The organism is Sphingopyxis sp. (assembly GCF_035565275.1).
Classification (GTDB): Bacteria; Pseudomonadota; Alphaproteobacteria; order Sphingomonadales; family Sphingomonadaceae; genus Sphingopyxis.
The window spans coordinates 1-24,051 of the sequence record NZ_DATMST010000273.1 but is presented as its reverse complement, the minus strand read 5'-3'; the positions used below and the strand labels follow the sequence as shown (position 1 = coordinate 24,051).

Here is a 24,051-nt window from a genome sequence, read left to right as displayed (position 1 = left end):
GCTGCTGATTGTTTGTCGACGCGCCGCGTTTGGACAGGTCGGTAAAACGTGGCAACGATCAAGGTTCGTGCGCGCGCCGTCGATATGCTGGGCCGGCAGCAGATAGCAGGCATCCCTACCGCAATTCACGAACTCTTCAAAAACGCGCACGACGCATATGCCGAGCACGTCGAAGTCGATTTCTATCGCGCGGATATTCGCTTGCCTTGGGTGAGCGACCGCGACGCTCGGCGAAGGTGGCAGCGAAGGCATATCGCGACAGGTCGGTGATCATGTGACCCCGCGTCTCATGATTGGGCAGCGCCCGGAGACGGTCATCGATCAGCCAGTCGCTCAGCCAGTTGTCACGAACTGCCGTGACGCGGCGATCACTACGGGGCAATTTCTCCTTCGTGGCCTCTATCGTGGCACGGCGGGCCTCCAGAACCGGCGCGATGTCGCCCAGTTCCCCCGCACCATCCGCTCTGCATGCGCGAGCGGCCGTCTCGAAGGCGTCGATGGCAGCCGCACGCCAGGCGCTTTCGGAATCGGCCTGTCGGCTGAGCCCGCTCCGCAGCTTCGGCATGTCACCAAGCACGTCCGCGACACTGCGCGTGGTCGCGTCAGCCGAAAGCCAATGGTTCGTGAGGATGGACCGAGCGGCCAGCCTGTCCGAGCGAATGCCGACAAGGATGACGCGGTGGCGGCGCTGCGGAATGCCGTAGTGTTCACTGCGGATGATATACTCCCCGTGCCTCCCCTTCCCTTCGCTGACCAGCGGCAGAAGCGTATATCCGTCGGGCGCACCTCCCGCGTTGCGGAGATCGGCGAGCACCCGCTCGAAGATGCCCTGACCCTCCACCTTCGATGACAGGATGCCCTTGACGTTTTCCATGACGAAGGCAGCCGGGCGAAGGCGATCGAGAATCCGGATATATTCCCGATAAAGGAAGTGCCGATGATCGGCCGCCGGATCATAGGCGCTGTTCCCTCGGTTTCTTGCCCGACCAACGAGCGAGTAGGCTTGGCAGGGAGGCCCCCCGATCAATACCGTGTCGTCGTTGCCATCTGCACGGATGGCATCCAGTCGCTGATCGATAACGGTCTTCGCATCATCTCTGCCGAGTTCGAGAAGCGCCGTTTCCTCTTCCGCGGCCTTCCATTCGGCCGGATGCGCCTGGATCAGTTTATCGCGCGAAATCTCGCCGGCAATGTAGCGGTAATATGAATCGGGGATTTCGCGAAACTGCCGCGTAAAGGCCCGAAGACGCAGGGTCCGAAATGCCGAAGGCTCCTTTTCGACCGAAAGGGCGATGTCGAAAACGGGACGCCCTTCCCTTCTGATCGACGAAAAGCCTTCCGCAAGGCCTCCTGGCCCGGCAAAAAGATCCACGGTCTTGAAGATACGGCTCATCGTGACGAAATTTCCCTTCGCGACGTCCTCATACCAGGACGTGCCGAACACGCCAGGGAGAATACGGATTGGTCGACATTGTCGACTCTGCCACCAGATCAAGGATGATGGCCAATATCCGTGGCAAGGATACGAAGCCTGAAATCTTGCTGCGCAAGGCCATGCATGCCCGTGGCTTTCGCTTCCGGCTGCATGACAAGCGTCTTCCAGGCAGCCCCGACCTCGTCTTCCCCCGATATCGGGCGGCCGTTTTCGTTCACGGGTGCTTCTGGCATCGCCATGAAGGCTGTCGGTTTGCGACTACTCCCGCGACGAGGTCTGACTTCTGGGCTGAAAAATTTCAGGCAAACGTTGCGCGCGACAGAAAGCACGAAGCCGCTCTGCTAGCCGCAAATTGGCGTGTTGCGATCGTCTGGGAATGCGACATCAAGAGCTCGCTCGAGAATATGGCAGATGAGCTGGCTAGCTGGCTGAAAACCGAGCAGTCAACCATCATGGGATCAGACGCGAAGAAGAAATCGGCATAGGAGATCAGAGATGCAATTTGTCGAGGCGTTCGAGCATCTGGGATACAACGTTGAAGCCCCACGCCAGGATTGGAGCGCCGAAAAGGAAGATGGCATCTGCATCTCTCTCTGGAAGAAGGAGATGGGGACGCGTGACGGCCTCATGTGGGTAAACACCTCGGTCCACGCCGATCCAATCGAGAATTGGGGCACGAAGTCTGGCAATACCAAACGCATCCGCCACCTTCGCAGGGCACTGGAGGAGTTCGGAGGCCGCGTTGATGTCGTCATAGTAAGCGGCGAACCCGGTGAGAGCTATGGCACGGCGCAACCGTGGGTGGCGAAGGATGGGCGCGCCAACACCTATTGGCAGATCACGGAGTTTGAAGCTGGTACGGGGCATTTTGAAGTGGTTCTTGTTAAGCAGGATCAAACTACGCCCACAATGTAAGAAGGCCACTTCCAGCCTCACCTCATCCCAACTCGTCATCAACATTCTTGACGCGGTACTTCGACTGCTGAATTGCGGCAGCCGCACTCCATTGCTCCAACGGCATCTTGCCGGGCACGACCAGGACGCCACTGAGAGTCTCAGGCTTGCCAACGCCCGCATCGGCACGGAGCTTGGCGAGATGCCGGCTCGCGGCTACGTCCCCCTTTGCAGCCTTGCGCTGCAAGGCCATCAATTCGACTTCCTGCAAGGTGAATGACCGGCCGTTGATATCGACCTCTTCGTTGCCGATCCTGTCGAGCATCGATCGCAAGTCGTTGGCCAGTTTCGGCTTGGGTGGACGCCCGGCCGGATTTCCGGATTGGCCCTTCTTGAAGCGGTGCTTCTTCGGCGGCTTTCCGTAGCCTACCGTCTCTTCCTTGTCGTCCATGGATAACTCCTGCGGTGAAATCCCACGATGCAGGAGCCGGCGGCGCGATGCACTCACATCAATTTCCGGACAAAAAGGATGAGCGGCGCCGAACATCAGCGCCGCTCATTCATCACATCTCCAATTCGGCAACCATGCCGGACAATTCGTCGAAGCTGCTGTCCGTTCCGACAAGCTTCGCCGAACCACCCGTCATTTGCTGCCAGCGCCGGATCGCGACATCGACATACCGCGGATCAAGCTCGATCGCCCTCGCCCGCCGCCCTGTCTGCTCCGAGGCGATGATCGTCGTCCCCGAACCAGAAAAGGCATCTAGGACGATCCGGCCACGGCGCGAACAGTCCCGAATTGCGTCCGCAACCATCGCCACGGGCTTCACCGTGGGATGCATCGCGAGTTCCTCGTCGCGGTCGGCCTTCAGCGAATTGACGCCCGCATAGTCCCACACGTTGGTCCGGTACCGGCCATGCTGACCGAGCCCGAAGTTGTTGATGTGGGGTGCGCTACCGTTCTTGAAGACGAACACGAGTTCGTGCTTCGAGCGATAGAAGGCGCCCATTCCGCCATTGTCCTTGTTCCAGACGACGAGGTTCTTGAGCTCCGAGTAGGCGGAGCGGCCGGCGGCCAGGAGTTCGCCCATGTGCCGCCAGTCCATGCAGACATAGTGGATCGAACCGTCGTCGCTGAAGGCGGCAAGGTTCGAAGTGACAGTGCGGAGAAACGTCGTGAACTGTTCCTCGGTCATTTCGCCCGATGCCATCACGAACTCGTCATGCTGCACCTTGCCCAGACCACAGATGTGCCCGTTCACCGGCACATTGTACGGAGGGTCGGTGAAGACCATCTGCGCCTTCTCCTGATCAAGGAGACGGCGGTAGACTTCGGGGTCTGTCGCATCTCCACAGATCAGCGCATGATCGCCGAGCTGCCACATGTCGCCGACACGACTGACGACAGGAGCCTGTTCGTCGATCTGAACAGGCTCTTCTTCCCGTTGCTCGCCGACTTCAAGACCGTTGAGCAACGCCTCGATCTCGGCGACATCGAACCCCGTGAGCGCGAGGTCGAATTCGCTGTCGAGTTCGGCGACTGCAGCCAGCTCCAGCGCGAGCAGGTCATTGTCCCAGCCTGCCAGCTCGGCAAGCCGGTTGTCGGCAATGATGTAGGCCCGCTTCTCGGCCTCCGTCATGTGTTCGAGACGCAACACGGGCACCGTCGCCATACCGAGCAGCTTTGCTGCCTCGATCCGGCCGTGGCCCGCGATCACCTGGCCGTCCCTGTCGACCAGAACCGGATTGGTGAAGCCGAAGCGTCTGATGCTCTCCGCGATCTGCTCGACCTGTTTCTTCGAGTGGGTGCGCGGATTGCGATCGTGCGGCCGGAGATCGGCGACCGCCATGGATTCGAGCCTTTCCGGCTCGAATATCGAGATATTTTTCATGTCAAAGAGCTTTCCATTGATTGATGGAAAGGCTCACATGTCACCCGCCCGCCGCGAAAACACTCACGGGATTACCGGCCCTTTATTTGTGAGACGATGTTGCGAACGCGCTCGGGCGCCATCCCCATGTACCTGCCGATGACGGCATAGGCCTTCTCCGCCGGTGCGAGGTTCACCGCCCACTTCTTTTCACCAGCGGCGCTGCGCTTCCCTGCCCGGGCCTGAAGCCGCGGGAGCAAATCATCGTACAGCGAGACAATGTAAAGATCGCGCGCGACGCGAGATGGTAGCCGCTTACGGCCTCGCTTCGCGTGCAGCTGGCCCCTCAGCCCCTCGACGAGAAGTTCGCGAAGCAGCGGATCTGGAACCAGGTCGACATTGGCTTCCACAATGCGCGCAAGATCCTCGTTCAGGATATCGAGACCTTGCTACTTTCGTGGATACAGCCAGCCGACGCTGGATCGATCGTACGAGTAGAACGGACTGCTCTCGTCAGTCATGCTTGCCATCGGCGGGCCGCCGGAGCAGCTCGTCGACTCCCACACCTAGGCCTTGGGCGAATTTCTCGGCAAGAACGATAGTCGGATTCCTGAGACCGCGCTCGACGCCCGACACGTAGGTCCGGTCGATCCCCGCAACGAAACCGAATTCTTCCTGCGACAATCCCTTCTCCAGCCGAAGCCGGCGCACATTCGTGCCGAAAAGTTGCCGCACATCCATGCGCGCGACACGCCAGAATTTATGCCTATCGGTCCACGGACGATGAGTCACAAATTGCTCGACTTCCGGGAACAGGGAAGCAATCTGGCGGCGATGCTGGATGAGCGCGCCTCCTATCTGGATTCTTCAGGCCTCGAGAAGGTTCTCGAGCACCGGTTCGTCGCCGAGCTGGCGACCTCCCTGTGGATCGATGGCTGTCGAGATATCGAGTTGCTGCGTTCGGAAGTTGATGCGCACGGATATGACCTCGTGCTCGAAGCCAGAGGCACGATGCGGCACATTCAGCTCAAATCGATGGTTGCCGGGGGCAAGAAGCAGCATGTGACGGTGAATACCAGGCTGGCAGCCAAACCATCCGGCTGCGTGGTCTGGTTCGATTATGACCCGCACACGCTCGAGCTGGGTCCGTTCCGCTGGTTCGGCGGGTCCCCGGGAGTCGGCCTGCCGGATACCGGTGATACCGTTGCCAGGCATTCGAAGGCCAACGCGCTGGGAAAAAAGAGCCAAAGAGCCGGGCACCGGGTCATTCGCAAATTCCGGTTCCAGCAGGTCGACACCGTAGGCGCACTGGTCCAGTTGCTTTTTGGTAACAAAACCATGCGCTAGGTTGACGCGCCGGTCGTCGGGTATTCTCCAGCGGGCACACCTCCGGGAAGCAGCGGAAGCGCCCTTCCCTGCTCCGCTGAAAACATTCGCTGTTATTCCAGAATGCTTCCCTGTTTCGGGCGGGCCAATTCCCTGTTTTCGTCGGCAGGGAATTCCGCTCGAAAAGCGCAGAAATCTGGCCCTCTTACCCGACCAGGATTCCGCAAAATTCGCCTGAATCGCAATGTTTCCCTGTAAATCGGCAATTATCAGGGAAATCGAGGCGAGACCGGAGCTGTCCGGACTGCGTCGCGCACCATCATCGCCATGAAATGGCGCATTTTCGGCGACCTGGTCGCGATTCGTGCCTTGCTGGCACGGTTTCAACTCTGACCGCTGCGAGGCCGGATAGCGGAGAATCCTGCTGCTCGGGGGATATGCGGGGCGGCGCGACAAGCCGATCGGCGGACGCCGGAACCTTCCGTCCTGCCGGAACGGATCGCCGCCGAATCGCCCGGCGCCGTCAGAACCAGGCCTTGACCCCTATCGCGAAGCTCACACCGCTCGCATCCTCGCCCGCCGCGCGCGCAAAGCGCGCAGTGTCGCCGACCTTGCGCGTCCATTCGACACCGACATAGGGCGCAAATTCCCTGACGATCTCGTAGCGGAGCCGGAGGCCGAGCTCGACGTCGGAAAGGCCCGATCCGATACCGCTTTCGGGAACGTCCTGCGCCGCGAAATTGGCCTCGGCCATCGGTTGCAGTATCCACTTCTGGGTAATGCGCTGGTCGTAGCTGCCTTCGAGCCGGGCGAGTACGTCGCCCCTGTTCGACAGGAAGAGCGCGCCCTCGACCTCGAACCAGTAAGGCGCGAGGCCCTCGAAGCCCACCGTCGCATAAGTGCGGTCGGGCCCGTGGCCGAAATCCTGCCGGACACCCGCCTGTGCGTTGAAATAGGGCCCGATCGCGCGGCTGTAGAGCGCTTGCACCTCGCCGCTTTCAAGCCCCTCGCCGAACACCGTCTCGCCTTCGCTCTTCAGCGTCAGCCGGTTGATGTCGCCGCCGTACCACGCCTCGCCTTCCCAGCGGAAACCGTCGCGGCCCTTGCGCGCCTGATATTCGGCGAGGTTCAGGCTGACGAAGCCGACCTGCTGCGCGCCGTTTTCGATCATCATCGCGTGACGCGAATGCTCCATCGCATCTTTCGGGAAGACGCGGTCGGCGTACCATTCATCGGGCGGCAGCGGTGCGGGCGCATCGCCCGGGGGCAGGTCGGTGCCGCTGGCCCCGGTCGCTTGCTGCCCGTGCGGCATATCGTGCGCGGGCGCCTGTTTCGGAGTGCAATGGCCCATCGCGGCATGCTCGGGCGGGCAGTCGGGATCGGATGGCGGTGCGCCATGATCCATCGCCTTCATGCCGGCGTCGGGGGTCTCTTCGACCGGCGCGCTGTCGAGGGTACAATGACCCATCGCCGCATGTTCAGGAGTGCAGGTCGACGCTTCGGGCGCGGGTTTCGCTGCGGGCTGCGAAGCATGCATCGAATGATCCATTGACTGCGCTGCGGCGGGAACCGCGAAAGCGAGCGGCGCGATGCCCGCGAGGAGGAGCGCGGTCCGGGTCATTCGCCGTCTCCCTTCGGACGGACGCTGACGACGCGCATCATTCCCGCGTGCATGTGGTAGAGGAGATGGCAGTGGAACGCCCAGTCGCCGAGCGCGTCGGCGGTGAAGTCGAAACTCGCGGTGCCGCCCGGCTGGACGAGCACCGTATGCTTGCGCGGCGACCGGTCGCCCTTCCCCGTCACCAGTTCGAAGAAATGGCCGTGCAGGTGGATGGGATGGCTCATCATCGAATCGTTGATGAGGTTGATCCGGACCCGTTCACCCTCGACAAACGGGATCGGCTCGTGATGGTCGGACATCTTCACCCCGTCGAACGACCACATGAAGCGCTCCATATTGCCGGTGAGGTGGATGTCGAGCGAGCGCGACGCGGCGCGCACGTCGGGGTTGCGCTCGAGCGCGACGAGGTCGTGGTATGTCAGCACCTTGTGTCCGACGTCCTCGAGCCCCTGCCCCGGCTCGCCCATGCGATCGACGGGCATCGGCGAGATCGACTGGACGCTCGGATCGCGCTTGACCTGCGGCGCGACGCTGAAGTCGCGCATGCTGTGGTTCATGCCGCCGGCGCCATGCCCCATCGCGGCATGATCCGCCGCCGCGCCGTCAGCCGGCGCGAGCGTGCAATGGCCCATCGCGGCATGCTCGGGCGTGCACGACGCATCGCCGCCACTGGTCATCGCACCCATGCCCATATCCTTCATCGTCGCGAGCGGGCGCTCGCGAAGCGGCGGGACTTCGGCGACCATACCAGCGCGCGGCGCGAGCGTTGCCCGCGCCATGCCCGAGCGGTCGTTCGCCTCGGCGACCAGCGTATAGGCGCGGTCCTCGACGGGGGTGACGAGGACATCATAGGTTTCGGCGACCGCAATCTGGAATTCGTCGGTCTCGACCGGCACGATATTGAGGCCGTCGGCCTGCACGACGGTCAGGCGGAGCCCCGGAATACGCACGTTGAAGATCGACATCGCCGAAGCGTTGATGATGCGCAGCCGCACGCGCTCGCCGGGTTTGAAGAGCCCGGTCCAGTTGTCGCCCGGACCGTGGCCGTTGACGAGAAAGCTGTATGTCGAGCCGCTGACGTCGGCGATGTCCGCCGGATCCATCCGCATCTTGCCCCATTCGATGCGGTCCTTCAGCGGCTGGTCCTTGCCCGCGAGCAGCCCGCCGAGCGTCTGGCGCTGCATGTTGAAATGGCCGGGGTTGACCTTGAGCTTGCGGAAGATTTCCTCGGGCGAAAGCCGGCTGTGATCCGACAGCACGATCACATGCTCGCGGTCGTAGCCGACCGGATCTGCGCCCGCCGGGTCGATGACGATCGGCCCGTAATGGCCGAGCTGTTCCTGCAGCCCCGAATGGCTGTGATACCAGTAGGTCCCCGACTGGACGACGGGGAATTCATAGACGAAGGTCGACTTCGGCTTGATGCCGGGGAAGCTGACCCCCGGCACGCCGTCCATGTGGAAGGGCAGGATCAGCCCGTGCCAGTGGATCGAGCTGTCCTCGTCGAGATCATTGACGACGGTCAGGCGCGCGGCCTGCCCTTCCGTCAGCCGGACGAGCGGCGCGGGCACGGTGCCGTTGATCCCGATCGCACGGCTGACCTTGCCGTCGATCCGCATCGTCTGGCGCGCGATGCGCAGTGTGATGTCATTCCCCGACACGGTCGGGAGGGTCGAGGCGATGCCGGGCGATACCGGCTGCGCCCAAGCGGGAAACCACGGCGCCACCGCAGCCACCGCGCCGCCACCCAATGCTCCGCTCACGAAACGACGCCTGTCTATCTGCATGATCTTCCCGATTGTTAACGCCTGTCTGCAAATCCCTACGCAGCGGGGCCGAATGCCCCTTGCCGCACCCGGCGATTTTTGGGTGACCGGTGCTATTCGCCGCCCTCGGCAAGCAGCGCGCGGAGCGTGGCCCGCGCCCGGTAGAGCCGCGTCTCGACCGTCTTTTCGCTGACGTTCAACATCTCGGCGGTCTCGGACTGGCTGAGATCCTCGAGACCGCGAAGCACGAGCACCTCGCGCAGATTATGGGGAAGCGCCGCCATCGCGGTACGGACGCGGGCCAGTTCGGCGCGGTCCCGCGCTTCGACATCGGGCGCCGGACCGTCGCTCGCCACGTCGTGCGCGCTCTCAAGCGGCAGCGCGCGCGCGAAGAAGGAGCGCACCGCGCGGCGCCGCGCCCAGTCGCGGCATCTGTTGATCGCGATGCGCGAAATCCATGTGCGAAACGACCGTTCTCCATCGTAGCGGGCGAGCGCCGCGAAGCCCGCCACGAACGTTTCCTGCGTCAGGTCCATTGCTTCGTCGATGTCGCCGACATGGGCCCGGATCAGGCGAAAGACCGGAGCCTTGTAGCGCGCCAGAAACTCGCGATAGGCATTCTGCCGACCCGTCCGGGCGAGCGCGGCGAGTTCGCCGTCGCTACATCGCGCGAGATCGAGGCTCACCGCGCATCGGCGGTCAGCGCTTCGACCACGACCCTGTCGAACATCGCCGCCTGATCGCGATCGAGCACGCCGCGCATCGCGAACAGATGCTGGAGCGTTTCCTTTTGCAGGTCCCCCATCACCTCGTGCGTCTCGTCGATCGCCTTGGTGACCTGCGGGCCATAGCCATGCTCGGCTTCGATCGCCCGCGCCAGCCGGATATTGGCGGCGCGCATCTCGAGTTCGAGCGCATCGCGCCGTGCCGCGAACTGCGCCTCGATCGGGCGGAGCTTCTGCTGCTGACCGGCCGACAGCTTCAACTCGCGGTGCAGCATGGCGTGGAGTTCGGTCTCGTTCGCACGCGGCGCATCGACCAGCGCGCGGCCGACGAAAACGCCTGCCACCGCAGCCAGAAAGGCGATCAGACCGACGACGAGCAAACGGCGCGACGGCGTCATCAGCGCGAGTCCAGCGGACTGGCAGGGACGAGCGGCGTAAGCGGGCTTGCCGCCACGGCGGACGGTGCGAAGGCGCTTCCGGCGATCACCCCGCCGCCCAGCGAAACAAACGCCGCGAGCGCGATCGTCCGCCGCATCGCCGCCGTCTCACGCCGGCGCGTGGCGAGCAGGTCCAGCACCCGGTCGTCGAGCGCATCCAGCGCGGCGGGCATCTCCGCCGCATTCAGGATTCGAAGTTCGTCGTCCATCGGCTTCCGCCAGTCCTTTCAAAAGGAATATACGCGCTTCGACGGATCACCCCTCGATAACCACCCGCTTTCGGCGAAATATTTAAAGGGCCACCGCCTTGTCCTGCGTAATAGCGGGGACAGGCATCCAATTGGAGTTTTTTATGAACAAGTGGCTCCCCCTCCACCTTGTCGCCGCGGTCGCGCTGGCGTCGGCGCCCGGCGCAGCACTTGCGCACGCCAAACTCGTCGGTTCGACGCCGGCCGCGAATACCGCGGTGTCGAAGGTAACATCGGTCAATCTGAAATTCAGCGAAAAGCTCATCGCTTCGACCGTGAAGGCCGAACTGGTCATGACGGGAATGCCCGGCATGAAGGACCATCCGCCGATGAAGATTCCCTTCACTTCGGCAATGGGCAAGGACGGCAAGTCGATGACGCTGCAACTGAAGCGCGCGCTTGTCCCCGGCACCTACAAGGTCAAATGGTCGGCGGCGGGTGCCGACACGCACCGCATGGGCAGCGAATTCGGTTTCACGGTCAGGTAAGGTCATGGGCGATTTCCCCGTGATCGGCATCCGGTTCGCACTCTATGCGGACCTCATGCTGCTCACGGGGCTCGCCGCATTCCCGTTCCATGCGTTTGACCGTGACGAGCGCCGGAACCCAGTGCTAACTTCGACCTTTGCGAGTGCTCAGCGCTGGCTCTGCATGTTCGGATTGCTCGTTTCGGCAATCGGCATGATCGTCCTGACCGCCAATATGCAGGGCATCGCACCGCTTTCGGTCGATCTCGCGATGCTTCGGGACATGGTCCGCGAAACCGGTTTCGGAACCGCCTGGCTGGTCGGCATCATCGCGCTGCTGGTCGCGGCGGGCGCGATCCAGGGTTTCGCCGGACGGCCGGCGATCACGGCGGCCATCCTGACGGTCGCGGGTTCGACAACACTCGCGACGCTGGCATGGTCCGGCCATGCCGCCGCAACCGAGGGACCGGCCGGAGCGATCCACCGCATCAGCGATATATTGCACCTGATCGCCGCGGCAATATGGCTCGGCGCCATAGCGGCTTTCCTGCTCCTGTTGCGACCGCGACATGCCGTCATACTATCTGCGCAAGCCGCCCTGGCGGCGCGGAGCCTTGACCGGTTCGCGCGGGTCGGGACGATATGCGTTCTCGTCATCGCAGCGACCGGCCTGATCAATGCCCAGCTGATTTTCGGGATCGCGAACCTCGGCCGATCGGCAACCGCGACCTATGGGCAACTCCTGCTGATCAAGCTCCTGCTTTTCGGATCGATGCTGATCCTCGCCGGAGCGAACCGCTGGCGGCTGACGCCGAGACTCTCCGCATCCCTCGCCGGCGGCGATTCCCGCATCGCCATCAACGCGATACGCCGAAGCCTGACCGCCGAAGCGCTCGCAGGTGTGGCGATCCTTGCGCTCGTCGCGTGGCTGGGGACGCTGGCGCCCCCCTCGATCAGCGCGGCCTGACCATGTCGGCAGAGAGCGACGGCACCCGCATTTCGAGCATTTCGCGCCCTTTGCGGCTGATACCCCACAATATTCCGGACTGGTGCTCGTCCCAGTCGATGGCCTGACCTTCGGCCTCCATCGGAACCGTTGCCAGATGGTCGAGCGTGGCGCCGCCCTTGGGGATACCAACGACATAGAGTTCGGGCAGATCGTGACCCGACAGCCACAGGTCGCCACCGGGGCGGAAACCGCCGCCCGAAATGCTCATCGGCGCGATCCGCTCGAGGATGGTCGCGGGCAAGGCCCAGCTTTCGGTGCGGCGCCATTCGGGGTCGAATTTCACCAATGCGGTATGACGATGGTCGCGGGGCGCCTCCCCGCCCTTGTTGTCATAGTTGGCGAACATCCCCCACCAGTGGCCGTCGTGCCAGTCGACCCATGTCAGCGAACCGGTGCCGGAACCCAGCGACACCGTGCGCTTGTGTGCGAGCGATGCGGGATCGAAAAACTCGACCGAGCTCGCGTGCGGCACCGCGGGGAAGTTGGATGCCGCACACACCAGTTCGCGCCTGATCAGCGCGCAGCTGTTGATATGCGGATAACGCGCCGGTTCACCTTCCCATATCGCGCGGCGCTCGCCCGTTTTCCGGTCGTAACGGGCTATCGTCCAGTTGGCGACGGCATAGATATCGTTGCGGCCGGCCGCGACACCCTGACGCGCTTCGGGAGCAGGAATGCGGCGGATCGTCTCGGCAGGCCGGCCCTGCGGGATTGCGGGCGACGGCGCGGTCGACGCCGCCAGCAGAAAGAGAAGCAGCCCGGTCATCAGAAGTTCGCCGCCACGCCGAACCAGAAGGTCCGGCCATATTCTGCCGATTCCTGAAGATAGGCCTGCCGCGGGCCGACCAGTTCGCGGCGCCCCTGATCGGTCAGGTTCTGGCCCTCGGCATAAAGCGTCAGGTTCGGGGTGATGCGATAGCTGATATTGGCGTCGAGCGTGCCGCGGCTCTTCCAATATTGGTCGGCGTTGGGAATGGTGTCGTTGATCGTTTCGAGGAAGCCGCCGATATAATTATACGACAGCCGGCCTTCGAACTTGCCCTTCTGGTAATAGACCGACGCGTTCCAGACCGTGTCGGGCTGCAGATAAAGCCCGGTCACGCGCGGGCCGACGCTGGTCAGAAAGGTGAACCGGGTGTCGAGGAAGGTCGCGTTCGCGCTGACTCCCAAGCCGTCGAACGGCGCGGGCAGGAAAGTCAGCGCCTGCTGCAGGTTGAGTTCGAGCCCGCGAATGGTGGCGGTCTCGGCATTGCGCGGTTCGGACACGAGTACATCCTCGACCCCGCGCCCGACGTCGATCGCCTCGACGCTCGACAGGGTGAAAATCTCGTTCTTGATCTTCTTGTGGAACAGCGCGGCTGAAATCACGCCGTCCCTGGGGTAGAATTCGACCGACAGGTCGAACCCGCGGCTTTCGCGCGGCTTCAGGCCGGGGTTGCCCCGCGACAGCGTCGGCTGGCTGCCGTCGAAGCTCAACGTCTCGGTCGCGGTGATCGACGCATAGTCGGGGCGGCCGATCGTATTGGTCCAGGCGCCGCGGATGACGAAGCGGTCGGTGACGTCCCAGCGGAGGTGCACGCTGGGCAGCCAGTTGTCGTAGCTGTCGTCGGTGGTGATCCGGGTCAGCGTGCTGCCGACGGCACGATAGGCGTCGGACGAGACATCGGTGCGTTCGTAGCGCAGCCCGCCCAGCACCGTGACATCGCCGAGCCGCGTGCTGCCCTGAAGATAGGCGGCATAGACGTCTTCGCTCACCTCATAATCGCCCGAGACCGATCCCGCGGTGGTCGTGAAGCTACCCTTGTTGGCTTCGTAGAACGCCGGAAAAGCGTCAGCATCGATGCGAATGGGGATATAGAATTGCCCGCGGATCGGCTTGGCCGGGCCATCGGTCACGACATTATCCAGCGTATAGTCAAAGCCCGTCGCCGCGCGATAATCGGTCCGCGGATTGCTGTTTTCGCGATTGGTCAGGCGCACGACGCCGCCGGTCTTGACCTTCACCCCGCCATCTTCGCGGTCATCGCCCCAGGTCAGGTTGAGGCGGAACTGGCCGCTCTTTTCGAGCGACTTCTGCAAGTCGTCGCGCTGCTGCTGCAGATAGAAATTGCGCGGATCGACGGCCGCTGCGGCATCGTCGGGCGTAAAGACCGGGTAGAAGTCCGAAGTATCGTAATCGAAGGCGTAACGCGCGGCATCGGCATCGCGGGTACGGAATTCGATGCTGCTGTTGGGCACGCGCAACCGGCCGAGCGAGAAGACGGCGTCGCCGTCGAGCTTCACCTGCTCGCTCGCGTCCCAGGCGAAAGCCGTGCGACCGAGCGCGACGAGCCGCTTCGTGACCGGCTGGTTGAGCTGGACGATGATCCGGCCGCGCCCGAATTCGCCGCTCGTCGGGGTCTGGTTCGCAACATTGCCGATCGGCTCGATCCGGTATTCGATGCGCTCCTCATCATCCTCGGTGCGCGCGACGACGCCTGACAATTCCCAGCGAAAGCGGTCCGACGGACGCCATTCGAGCTTCACATTGCCGCCGGTGCGCTGTTTCGTGTTGTTGTACCAGAAAAGGCGATGCTGCGTCGGGACCTGGATGCCGTTGCCGTTCGCCGCGCCCGAATTCACCGGGGCGCCGGCCGCGGTATATTCGCGGACCGACGGGCTCGCGATTTCGATCTGCGGGATGTCGTAATCGAGTTGCTCCTGGCTGGCGCCGATAACGATGCCCCATTCGTCGTTCGCGCCGAAGGTCGTGCCGGCGGCAAAGGCCACGCGATAGGAGGGTTTGCTGTTCCGGACATCGCCATTCTGTTCGTAAATGCCGTAAGAAGCGATTCCGTTGAAGAAAGGGCGCCGCGCATCAAAGGCGCTGCGGGTGGCGATATTGATGATGCCGCCGATCGCGTTGGCGTCATTTTCGGGCATGACGGTCTTGATGACCTCGATCCGGCCCGCCATCACCGACGGGACGATGTCGAGCGGAACGGTGCGGCCGCCCGAATCGACGCCCGAGACCAGCGCGCCGTCGACGGTCGTGCGATTGTACGTCGACTGCAGCCCGCGCAGCACCGGAAAACGCGGCTCACCCTGATCTTCCTGCACCGACAGGCCGGGAATGCGGCGCAGCGCGGCGGCGGTATTATGGTCGGGCAGCTTGCCGATGTCGTCCGACGAGATCGCGTCCATCACCACGAATGCCTCGCGCTTTTCGGCGGTCGCCTCATATTGCGCGCGGCGCTGGCCGGTCACGACGATCGCGTCACCCGCTTCGCCGGCTTCGGTTTCGGGCAGCGGTTCGGACTGCGCCATCGAGGGGGTGGCGAAGAGGACGGCCGAGCACAGCAAAGCGGCCCGGAAAATCGGGAGAGTCGGTTTCATTGTCTGGGGTTCCCGGAAGATGTTGTTGTTGTCGGGGCGTCCGATAGAAACCGGGTGCGTCAGCGGCGTGACCCGAGCGTTTCGATATGATGAAAGAAAGATATCAGTTCCGTGACGCGCGCGAAACGGAGCGCGTCACGGCGAGCCGCTTCGGCTTGCAATCGCGCCGGGGCGAAATTACACGCGTGAGCGTGACCCGTGTCTTCACCCCCTTCGCCGATCGTCTGATCGCGGCGCTTTGTGCGCTGCTGATGATGTTCTATGCGGCGACGGTGCCCGCCAGGGCGATCGACCAGATCCAGCATTCGCCTGCATTGATGGTTTCGCACGAGCATGGCGGCGATGCCGCGTTCGGCCTGGATGCCGTTCATGACGATCTTGCCGACCATGAAGCGCATCACGAAAAGGCGCCCGACGCCGACGACCAGCCGGGCGAACATTTCGCTGGCGGACACCATCATCATGGCGACGGCGGCTCCAATCTGCTTGTCCCGGGCGGGGCATATGCGCTTGCTCACGCTGCGGCGAACAGCTTGCATGGCCCGTGGTCAGAACGCCAGATCGACGGCCAGCGGCCCGGCGGGCCCGAGCGCCCACCCAGATATAACTCGCTGAGCGCCTGAATTCCCGCGCCTTGCAAGGCGTGGGATGTTTCCACGCCCTTTAGCGAGGCTGTTATCACATGTTTTTCCTGTATCGAGCGCGCTTCGGCGCGCATGTCGCCCGTGGAGCCTTGCTCTGCGGAGCCGCCCTGCTGGCTGCCGCGCAGCCCGCACGGGCCCAAAATCTGGACCTGAACGACGCTCTCTCACGGGTTGCAACGAGCGACCCCGCCATCGCCGCCAACGCGGCACGGCTCGAAGCGGCGGATGCCGCCATAATGCAGGCCGACGTCCGGCCGCGCGACGTCGTCGGCGTCGATTTCGAAGAGGTTGCAGGTACCGGACCTTACTCGCCGCTCGACCGGATGCAGACGACCGGCTGGTATGAACGCACATGGGAACGCGGCGGCAAGCGCCAGGCACGCATCGCCGCCGCGCGCGCCGATACCGATGTCGTGGCACGGCAGAACCGCGTTCGCCTGCTCGATCGCCTCGCGCGCGTGCAGGCGGCGTGGGTCGAGGCGCTTGCCGCCGAGGCGGCAATCCCCGTCGCCGAAGCACGGCTGGCCGACCTGAAACGCGTCGAGCTTGACGTTGTGAAGCGTGTGACCGGCGCGCTCGATCCGTGGTTCGCCGCCGAACGGGCGCGGACCAATGTCGCGCAGGCCGAAATCGCGCTCGACCAGGCGCATCAAGCCGCCCGGATCGCGCGCGCCAATCTGGCGGCATGGTGGAGCGGAACGAGCGACTTCAGCCTCGACGCCGCAGCTTTCCAGCAGGTCGGCAATGCGGTTCCGGCGGCGGGGACGTCCGCGGACCTTGCAGTCCTGACCGCCGAAATTGCCGCGGCCGAAGCCAGGGTCAAACTTGCCGAAACCGGCAATGTCGCCGACCCCGGCGCGCGCATCGGGCTTCGCCATTTCGGCGACGGCAATGATTTCGCGCTGATGGCCGGCGGGTCGATCGCGCTCGGGACGAGAGCCGCCAATCGCGGCAACGTCCAGCGCGCCGAGGCCGAACGACGCGCGCTCGAGGCCGAGGTCGCGGTATCGCGGGTCGAGATCGATCGCGAGATCGACCAGCTCGCCGCCGAACGCAAACTGGTCGCCGCCGAAATCGGTCGGATCGACGGCGAGGTGCTACCGAGCGCGACGCGCGCGGTGCGCCTGATCGCCGACGGGCTGGCGCGCGGCGGCACCGCCTTCACCTTCCTCGAGTTCAATCAGGCGCAGACCGCCGCCCATGACGCACGCTCGCGGCGTGTCGACCTGCTGCGCCGGTTTCACCTTCTGGGTACGCGGCTTGACCGGCTGACCGGCCGTCACGCCCCCCTGCTTGCCAATCTGGAGACGATCCGATGACCAAATATCTGCTCGGGGCGGCGTCGATGCTCGCCCTTGCCATACTTGCCGCCTGCGGGGAGCCCGCCGCAAGAAAGGACGGCGAAGAAGCCGCCACGGCCGGCGAATATGAGCGCGGCCCGCATCGCGGGCGCATGCTGCGCGACGGCAATTTCGCACTCGAGATCACCATCTTCGAAGATGGCGTCGCACCCGAACTGCGCGTCTATGCCTATCGCGACGGCAAGCCTGTGAAACCGTCGGAGGTCCAGCTGACGGTGGAGCTTGGCCGCCTCGGCGGCAAGACCGATCGCTTCGCTTTCATTCCGCAGGACGATTTCCTGCGCGGGAACGGCACCGTCGCCGAACCGCACAGCTTCGACGTCCGGGTGCGGGCGTCGGAGGGCGGCCGCAACCACATATGGTCCTATGCTTCCTATGAGGGGCGTACGGTCATCGCTGCCGACGCAGCGAGGACGGGCGGTATCAGGACCGAGGCCGCAGGTCCGGCAACGATCAGCGACCTTATCGACATGGGCGGCCGCGTCGAGATCACGCCCGAGGGCAAGGCCGAGGTTCGCGCCCGCCTTCCCGGACTGATCGTCGCGCTGAGCGGCAAGCTCGGCCAGCAGGTCCGGCGCGGTCAGGTGCTCGCGCGCGTGGAATCGAGCCATTCGCTTCAGGTTTATACGGTGACCGCACCGATCGGCGGGACCATCATCGGGAAGAATGTGAATGTCGGCGATACGACCGGCGATCGTGCGCTCTTCACGATCGCCGATCCGGCGCAGCTCCATGCCGAATTCTTCGTCTATCCGCGCGATGCCGAACGGGTGCGCGTCGGACAGCCGGTGAGCCTCAGGAGCCTGTCGGGCGAGGGACGTTTCGAAGGCGAGGTCGAGGCGATCGTTCCGACCGCCGACATCGCAAGCCAGACAATACTGGCGCACGTGCATCTGCCGCCCGGGGCGTCACGCGAGTTCCGGCCCGGCATGGGGGTGGAGGGCAGCTTCGCCGTCGCCCGCGCCGAGGTGCCCGTCGCCGTAAGGACGAAAGCGATCCAGCGCTTCCGCGACTTCGAGGTGGTCTTCGCCAGGGTCGGCGACACCTATGAAGTGCGGATGCTGAAAACAGGCCGCCGCACGCCCGAATGGACCGAGGTACTCGGCGGGCTCGCGCCGGGCGATGTCTATGTCACCGATGGCGCCTTCCTCGTTCGTGCCGACATCGAGAAATCGGGAGCCAGCCATGACCACTGATAGCGCCACCTCCCCGGCCCGGCCCGGCCTGCTCGAACGGCTGATCGCCGGCGCGATCCGTTTCCGCTGGGCGGTCCTTGCCGTCGTGCTGCTGCTCTGCGCGATCGGCGTCTGGAGTTTCCAGCGACTGCCGATCGACGCCACCCCCGACATCACCAATGTTCAGGTCCAGATCAACACCGCGGCGCCGGGATTCTCTCCGCTCGAGGCCGAACAACGGGTGACCTTCCCTGTCGAAACCGCGATCGCGGGCCTGCCGGGTCTCAAATATGCACGCTCGATCTCGCGCTATGGCCTCAGCCAGGTCACCGTGGTGTTCGACGACGGCACGAGCATCTATTTCGCGCGTCAGCTCGTCAACGAACGGCTGCAGACCGCGCGCGAACAGCTCCCGCCCGGCGTCTCGCCCGAAATGGGCCCGATCGCGACCGGGCTCGGCGAGATCTTCATGTATACGCTCGAGGCCGAGCCGGGCGCGCGAAAGCCGGATGGCAGTGCATATACCGCCGAGGACCTGCGGACATTGCAGGACTGGGTTATCCGGCCGCAGATGCGAAACACGCCCGGCGTCACCGAGGTCAACAGCATCGGCGGTTACGAACGCCAATATCACGTCACCCCGATCCCGGCGCGCCTGTCGGCGTACGGGCTGGCGCTCGACGACGTCGTGCAGGCGCTCGAACGGAACAACGACAATCGCGGCGCGGGTTATGTCGAACGCTATGGCGAGCAATATCTGGTTCGCACCCCGGGACAGGCGGCGGGCATCGACGATCTGAAATCGATCATCGTCAGCAACCGCAACGGCATCCCGATCCGGATCGCCGACGTCGCCGATATCGGGCTGGGCGAAGAACTCCGCACCGGCGCCGCGACCGAAAACGGCAAGGAGGTCGTGCTCGCGACGGTCATGATGCTGGCCGGCGAGAACAGCCGCGTCGTCGCGCGCGCCGCCGCTGAACGTCTGGAAGTTGCGGCCAAGGCGCTGCCAGCCGGCGTCAGGGCGGTTCCGGTCTATGACCGGACCGACCTTGTCGAACGGGCGATCTGGACCGTCGAGAAGAATCTTCTCGAAGGCGCCTTGCTCGTCATCGTCATCCTCTTCCTGCTGCTTGGCAACGTCCGCGCGGCACTGATCACCGCGGCGGTCATTCCGGTCACGATGCTGATGACGATCACCGGCATGGTCCGCGCGGGCGTGTCGGGCAACCTGATGAGCCTCGGCGCGCTCGACTTCGGGCTGATCGTCGATGGCGCGGTGATTATCGTCGAAAACTGCCTCAGACGCTTCGGCGAGGCGCAGCACCGGCTCGGGCGCCTGCTCGACCGGACCGAGCGTTTCGGCCTCGCCGCATCGGCGACGTCGGAAGTCATCCGCCCGTCGCTGTTCGGCATGTTGATCATCGCGCTCGTCTATGTCCCGATCTTCGCGCTCACCGGCGTCGAAGGGAAGATGTTCCACCCGATGGCGATCACCGTCGTGATGGCGCTGACCGCGGCGCTCATCCTCTCGCTCACCTTCGTGCCGGCAGCGATCGCGCTGTTCGTCACCGGCAAGGTAGAGGAAAAGGAAAGCCGCATCATGGGCTGGGCGCGGCGCGCCTATGCCCCCGCGCTCGACAGCGCAATTCGCCTGCGCACCGCCTTCGTTGCCGGTGCCGTCGGTCTCGTGCTGATCGCGGGCGTGGCGGCGGGTCGGATGGGGTCGGAATTCGTGCCGAACCTCGACGAAGGCGATATCGCGTTGCACGCGCTGCGGGTTCCGGGAACCAGCCTGTCACAGGCGGTCCAGATGCAAACCGCACTCGAAGCGCGCATCAAGCAGTTCCCCGAGGTCGAGCGGGTGGTCGCGAAGATCGGCACCGCCGAGGTCGCGACCGACCCGATGCCGCCCTCGGTCGCCGACACTTTCGTCATGCTCAAGGACCGGAAGGACTGGCCCGACCCGCGAAAGCCGAAGGCGAAGCTCGTCAGCGAGATGGAAGCCGCCGTCGCCAAACTTCCCGGCAACAATTACGAGTTCATGCAGCCGATCCAGATGCGGTTCAACGAACTGCTTTCGGGGGTTCGCGCCGATGTCGCGATCAAGATATTCGGCGACGATCTCGAGACGCTGAGCGAAATCGGTGGCGCGGTCGAGGCCGTCGCCTCGGGAATCGAGGGTGCTCAGGACGTCGCCGTCGAACAGGTCAGCGGCCTGCCGGTCATGCAGATCACGCCCGACCGCGCGGCGCTCGCACGGTTCGGCCTGAACGTCGGCGACGTCCAGAATGTCGTCGCTGTCTCGATCGGCGGGGTCGAAGCGGGGCAGATGTTCGAAGGCGACCGGCGCTTTCCGATCGTCGTGCGGCTGCCCGAGGATATACGCCAGCGGGTCGACGAGATCGGCCGTCTGCGTATCCCGCTACCGGCCATCGGCCCCTCGGCGGACGTGACGCTTGGGTCGGCCCCCGACGCCGGGCTGCGGGGGTTCGTTCCGCTCGCCGACGTGGCGAAGGTCGAGGTCGTCGTCGGCCCCAATCAGGTCAGCCGCGAGGATGGCAAGCGCCGGGTGGTCGTGACGGCGAATGTCCGCGGCCGCGATCTCGGTTCCTTCATCGACGAACTCCGGTCGAAGGTGGATGCCGAAGTCACGGTCCCGTCGGGTTACTGGATAAGCTATGGCGGGACATTCGAGCAGCTGATCTCGGCTGCCAAGCGGCTCCAGCTGGTGGTGCCCGCCGCGCTGATCACGATCTTCGGCCTGCTCTATGCCTTGTTCCGGTCGGGCAAGGATGCGGCGATCGTCTTTTCGGGCGTGCCGCTGGCGCTGACCGGGGGCGTCGCCGCTCTGCTGATCCGCGATATGCCGCTGTCGATTTCGGCCGGGGTGGGCTTTATCGCCCTGTCGGGGGTCGCGGTGCTCAACGGGGTCGTGATGCTGAGCTTCATCCGCCAGCTTCGCGAAGGCAGCGCGGCGCTCGACGACGCCATTCGCGAAGGCGCGCTGACCCGTTTGCGGCCCGTGCTGATGACCGCCCTCGTCGCAAGCCTCGGCTTCGTGCCGATGGCGTTCAATGTCGGGGCGGGCGCCGAAGTGCAGCGACCGCTGGCAACGGTGGTGATCGGCGGCATCGTCTCCTCGACGATCCTGACGCTGCTCATATTGCCCGCGCTCTACCGCATGGTCCACGGCCGGTCCGCGCCGGCCTGACCCCCGGCCCCGCGCGTCCGATCGGGCGCGCGGGGCTCTTCCGGAATTTTGCCGGCAACCATAACCCCGGCCTATGGAGGACCGAGCGATTTGACATGTTTCGCCGCGATGCGCGCGCATAGGACCGGGCCGATCACCCTGTCTGCCGGAGAATGACATGTCCGTACCGCCGCTATCGGCCGCCCGCACCGCGGGATCGCTCGTCTTCACCTCGGGCCAGCTCGCACGCGGCGACGATGGCGCGATCGTGCCCGGCGGCATCGAGGCGCAGGCCGAACGCACGCTCGCCAACCTCGTTCGCGTCCTCGCCGACGAGGGCTGCACCCCCGGCGACGTGGTCAAGGTCACCGCTTGGCTGACCGATCCAGCCTTCGGCGCGGCGTTCAATGCCGCCTATCGCCGGGTGTTCGATGCACCGTACCCCGCGCGCTCGACGGTGGTTTCAGCGCTGCTCGCACCCGACGCGCTGATCGAGGTCGAAGCGATCGCGCTTCGCCCGTGACCGCAAACACCGTTGGCCCCCAGCTTTTGCGGGGGTACAGACGGGTCATGCGCTTTCGCCAGATCGAGGTTTTCCACGCCGTCTATACCCACGGGTCGATCAGCGCCGCGGCGCGCGCGCTGGGTGTGTCGCAGCCGTCGATCTCGAAAACGCTGCGCCATGCCGAGGACAGCCTCGGCTTTACGCTGTTCCAGCTCGCGCGCGGGCGGCTCGTCCCGACCGACGAGGCGCACGCGCTGATCCGCGAGGCCGGCGACGTGTTCGACCGACTCGCCTCGCTGCAGCAGACGGCGCGCAACCTTTCGCAGGCGGGTGGCGGACATATCCGGCTCGGCATCGTGCCCAGCCTTGCGCTCGACGTCGTGCCGCAGGCGATCGCGCGGTTCCGCCGCGAGTGGCCGCGCGTGACGTTCGAGGTTCACACCCATCATCACGACGACCTCGTCCGTTCGCTGATCGAGCGCGAGACCGACATCGCCGTCGCCTATACACCGCCGCCGCACCCGCGATTGACGCGGACGCAGCTTGCCGAGGGCGAGCTTGTCGCCTTTGGACCGACGGGAACCTTCGGCAAGGTTGCCGGCCGCCTGCCGCTGGGACAGCTTGCCGACCGCGACCTGATCGGCGTCGCCGCCACCGGTCCGATCGGCGATGTCCTCACCCGCGCCGCACGCGAGCGCGGAATCGCCTATCGCGAAGCGGTGTCGGTGCAGACCTTCTTCATCGCCGCGCGGCTCGCGCAGCTTGAAGGCAGCGTCACGGTGGTCGATGAATTCACCGCGCGCGCCTCACAAACACCGGGCTTTTCCTGGTATCGCACCGACCCGCCACTGGGCTTTACCATCTCGTGGGTCACGCTCGAGGATCGCCAGCCATCGAAGGTGGCGCGCCAGTTCCTCCGCACGCTTGAGGACGTACTTGCCGCCAACCGCGTAGGCCCCGAACCATAGACCAGGGCTATAGCCTTCGGAAAAAATTACAGCTTTGCGACACGCGCCCGCTCGATAATCTCCGGGTCAAAGAGGCAGGCACCGGTATGGGAAGTCCGGACCGGCCGTGGGGGATCGTGTCGATATATGCGGGCAGAATTTCGCCTTGGTGAAACGGCGTCGGCCGTCCGGCCGCAGGAGTTGATCGTCGTCGGCGCAGGCGTCGTCGGCATGGCGACCGCGCTCACACTGGCCGACCGGGGCCACCGCGTCACCGTCGTCGACCGCGCCGAAGAAGCCGGGCGCGGCACCTCGTTCGCCAACGGCGGGCAGCTGAGCTATTCCTATACCGACGCGCTCGCCAGCCCGGCGACGCTTGCCCAATTCCCCCGCCTCCTTCTCGCGCGCGATCCCGCCTTTCGCTTCCATCCCAGCCTCGACGCCGACTTCCTGCGCTGGACGCTCGCTTTCCTGAGCAACGGCAGCACGGGACGCTTCCGGCGCAACACGCTCGAAGGACTTGCGCTCGCGGTCCAGTCGCGGACCGCCCTCCATGCGCTGACCCGCCGCCATCGGATCGACTTCGCGCACAGCACGCCTGGCAAGATCATCATCTATCGTTCGGCGAAAAGCTTTGCCGCCGCGCGGGCAATCGCGGCCGACAAGGCCGTCGCCGGCGCCGAGCAGCATTTCCTCGACGCCGACGGCGCCATCGCCGCCGAACCGATGCTTGCATCGATCCGGTCCGCGATCGTCGGGGCGATCCACACGCCCAGCGAAGAGGTCGGCGACCCCTATCGCTTCTGCATCGGAGCGCAGGCGGCGCTCGTTGCAGGCGGAACCGACGTTCGCTGCGGCGTCGCGATCGAACGGATCGATGCGAGCGGCAAGCGCCCGGCGATTGTAGCTGCGGATGGTACGCGGCTTTCGGCCGACCGCATCATCCTTTGCGCCGGCACCGGATCGGCCGCGCTGGCGCGCGCGATCGGCGTGTCGCTGCCGATCCTGCCGATGAAGGGGCATTCGATCACCGCCGCGCCGGGCTCCGCGGC

General features: G+C 64.7%; 24 protein-coding genes. 12 read left to right on the top strand and 12 right to left on the bottom strand.

Going from position 1 to position 24,051, the window contains the following annotated elements; all coding sequences use genetic code 11:
* Window positions 1-136 precede the first annotated feature (136 nt).
* A complete protein-coding gene (locus VN047_RS18170; RefSeq protein WP_325545164.1) occupies window positions 137-1,393 on the bottom strand; it encodes a DNA cytosine methyltransferase in 1,257 nt (418 codons plus the stop codon).
* Window positions 1,394-1,461: 68 nt separating this feature from the next.
* On the opposite strand from VN047_RS18170, the gene VN047_RS18165 reads away from it, so the two are divergent.
* Together VN047_RS18165 and VN047_RS18160 are read left to right on the top strand one after the other, a co-directional pair.
* Window positions 1,462-1,920, top strand: coding sequence for a very short patch repair endonuclease (locus VN047_RS18165; RefSeq protein ID WP_325545162.1), 459 nt, complete (start codon window positions 1,462-1,464; stop codon window positions 1,918-1,920).
* 10 nt (window positions 1,921-1,930) lie between these two features.
* Entirely contained in the window at window positions 1,931-2,350 is a 420-nt protein-coding gene (locus tag VN047_RS18160; protein ID WP_325545160.1) for a hypothetical protein, read from the top strand.
* Between the two features lie 22 nt (window positions 2,351-2,372).
* On the opposite strand, the gene VN047_RS18155 is transcribed toward VN047_RS18160, so the two are convergent.
* The 4 genes from VN047_RS18155 to VN047_RS18140 form a co-directional block, all read right to left on the bottom strand.
* Window positions 2,373-2,876 carry a DUF5681 domain-containing protein gene (locus tag VN047_RS18155; protein WP_325545158.1) on the bottom strand — a complete coding sequence of 168 codons (504 nt, stop codon included), beginning with the start codon at window positions 2,874-2,876 and terminating at the stop codon, window positions 2,373-2,375.
* 16 nt (window positions 2,877-2,892) lie between these two features.
* Window positions 2,893-4,179 (bottom strand): site-specific DNA-methyltransferase, encoded by a 1,287-nt coding sequence (locus tag VN047_RS18150; protein WP_325545157.1) that lies wholly within the window; start codon window positions 4,177-4,179, stop codon window positions 2,893-2,895.
* Window positions 4,180-4,292: 113 nt separating this feature from the next.
* On the bottom strand, window positions 4,293-4,610 hold the full coding sequence (locus VN047_RS18145) for a hypothetical protein (RefSeq protein WP_325545155.1): 318 nt from the start codon (window positions 4,608-4,610) through the stop codon (window positions 4,293-4,295).
* A 103-nt stretch (window positions 4,611-4,713) separates the two neighbouring features.
* On the bottom strand, window positions 4,714-4,941 hold the full coding sequence (locus VN047_RS18140; RefSeq protein WP_325545181.1) for a helix-turn-helix transcriptional regulator: 228 nt from the start codon (window positions 4,939-4,941) through the stop codon (window positions 4,714-4,716).
* Window positions 4,942-4,995: 54 nt separating this feature from the next.
* On the opposite strand from VN047_RS18140, the gene VN047_RS18135 reads away from it, so the two are divergent.
* Window positions 4,996-5,547 (top strand): hypothetical protein, encoded by a 552-nt coding sequence (locus VN047_RS18135; protein WP_325545153.1) that lies wholly within the window; start codon window positions 4,996-4,998, stop codon window positions 5,545-5,547.
* 502 nt (window positions 5,548-6,049) lie between these two features.
* Here the strand turns inward: VN047_RS18135 and VN047_RS18130 are convergent.
* The 5 genes from VN047_RS18130 to VN047_RS18110 all read right to left on the bottom strand — a co-directional run bounded on the left by VN047_RS18130 (window position 6,050) and on the right by VN047_RS18110 (window position 10,284).
* Complete coding sequence (locus tag VN047_RS18130; protein WP_325545151.1) at window positions 6,050-7,147, bottom strand: copper resistance protein B; 1,098 nt, start codon at window positions 7,145-7,147, stop codon at window positions 6,050-6,052.
* On the bottom strand, window positions 7,144-8,934 hold the full coding sequence (locus VN047_RS18125) for a copper resistance system multicopper oxidase (RefSeq protein WP_325545149.1): 1,791 nt from the start codon (window positions 8,932-8,934) through the stop codon (window positions 7,144-7,146). Before VN047_RS18125 ends, VN047_RS18130 begins: the two co-directional genes overlap by 4 nt.
* A gap of 92 nt (window positions 8,935-9,026) precedes the next feature.
* Window positions 9,027-9,599, bottom strand: a complete 573-nt coding sequence (locus VN047_RS18120; protein WP_325545147.1) for an RNA polymerase sigma factor — start codon at window positions 9,597-9,599, stop codon at window positions 9,027-9,029.
* Window positions 9,596-10,036 (bottom strand): periplasmic heavy metal sensor, encoded by a 441-nt coding sequence (locus tag VN047_RS18115; protein WP_325545145.1) that lies wholly within the window; start codon window positions 10,034-10,036, stop codon window positions 9,596-9,598. Before VN047_RS18115 ends, VN047_RS18120 begins: the two co-directional genes overlap by 4 nt.
* Window positions 10,036-10,284 (bottom strand): hypothetical protein, encoded by a 249-nt coding sequence (locus tag VN047_RS18110; protein WP_325545143.1) that lies wholly within the window; start codon window positions 10,282-10,284, stop codon window positions 10,036-10,038. Before VN047_RS18110 ends, VN047_RS18115 begins: the two co-directional genes overlap by 1 nt.
* Window positions 10,285-10,427: 143 nt before the next feature.
* Between VN047_RS18110 and copC the strand changes: the two genes are divergently transcribed.
* Window positions 10,428-10,811 carry a copper homeostasis periplasmic binding protein CopC gene (copC, locus tag VN047_RS18105; RefSeq protein ID WP_325545142.1) on the top strand — a complete coding sequence of 128 codons (384 nt, stop codon included), beginning with the start codon at window positions 10,428-10,430 and terminating at the stop codon, window positions 10,809-10,811.
* 4 nt (window positions 10,812-10,815) lie between these two features.
* The gene (gene copD, locus VN047_RS18100; protein WP_325545140.1) at window positions 10,816-11,757 is read left to right on the top strand and encodes a copper homeostasis membrane protein CopD; all 942 of its coding nucleotides are present in this window, start codon (window positions 10,816-10,818) and stop codon (window positions 11,755-11,757) included.
* Here the strand turns inward: copD and VN047_RS18095 are convergent.
* Complete coding sequence (locus tag VN047_RS18095; RefSeq protein ID WP_325545138.1) at window positions 11,744-12,565, bottom strand: hypothetical protein; 822 nt, start codon at window positions 12,563-12,565, stop codon at window positions 11,744-11,746. The two genes, copD and VN047_RS18095, sit on opposite strands and share 14 nt — an antisense overlap.
* Window positions 12,565-15,174, bottom strand: coding sequence for a TonB-dependent receptor (locus VN047_RS18090; protein WP_325545136.1), 2,610 nt, complete (start codon window positions 15,172-15,174; stop codon window positions 12,565-12,567). Before VN047_RS18090 ends, VN047_RS18095 begins: the two co-directional genes overlap by 1 nt.
* A 185-nt stretch (window positions 15,175-15,359) precedes the next feature.
* Here VN047_RS18090 and VN047_RS18085 point away from each other — a divergent pair, with 185 nt between their 5' ends.
* The 7 genes from VN047_RS18085 to VN047_RS18055 all read left to right on the top strand — a co-directional run.
* Window positions 15,360-15,797, top strand: a complete 438-nt coding sequence (locus VN047_RS18085; protein ID WP_325545134.1) for a hypothetical protein — start codon at window positions 15,360-15,362, stop codon at window positions 15,795-15,797.
* Window positions 15,798-15,856: 59 nt separating this feature from the next.
* A complete protein-coding gene (locus VN047_RS18080; RefSeq protein WP_325545132.1) occupies window positions 15,857-17,137 on the top strand; it encodes a TolC family protein in 1,281 nt (426 codons plus the stop codon).
* Window positions 17,134-18,375 carry an efflux RND transporter periplasmic adaptor subunit gene (locus tag VN047_RS18075; RefSeq protein WP_325545130.1) on the top strand — a complete coding sequence of 414 codons (1,242 nt, stop codon included), beginning with the start codon at window positions 17,134-17,136 and terminating at the stop codon, window positions 18,373-18,375. Before VN047_RS18080 ends, VN047_RS18075 begins: the two co-directional genes overlap by 4 nt.
* A gap of 28 nt (window positions 18,376-18,403) precedes the next feature.
* Window positions 18,404-21,568, top strand: a complete 3,165-nt coding sequence (locus VN047_RS18070; RefSeq protein ID WP_349255351.1) for a CusA/CzcA family heavy metal efflux RND transporter — start codon at window positions 18,404-18,406, stop codon at window positions 21,566-21,568.
* 157 nt (window positions 21,569-21,725) lie between these two features.
* Window positions 21,726-22,070 carry a RidA family protein gene (locus tag VN047_RS18065; protein ID WP_325545126.1) on the top strand — a complete coding sequence of 115 codons (345 nt, stop codon included), beginning with the start codon at window positions 21,726-21,728 and terminating at the stop codon, window positions 22,068-22,070.
* A 47-nt stretch (window positions 22,071-22,117) separates the two neighbouring features.
* Entirely contained in the window at window positions 22,118-23,020 is a 903-nt protein-coding gene (locus VN047_RS18060) for a LysR family transcriptional regulator (RefSeq protein WP_325545124.1), read from the top strand.
* 126 nt (window positions 23,021-23,146) lie between these two features.
* The coding region (locus VN047_RS18055) for an FAD-dependent oxidoreductase (RefSeq protein ID WP_325545122.1) at window positions 23,147-24,051 on the top strand (905 nt) is incomplete at its 3' end.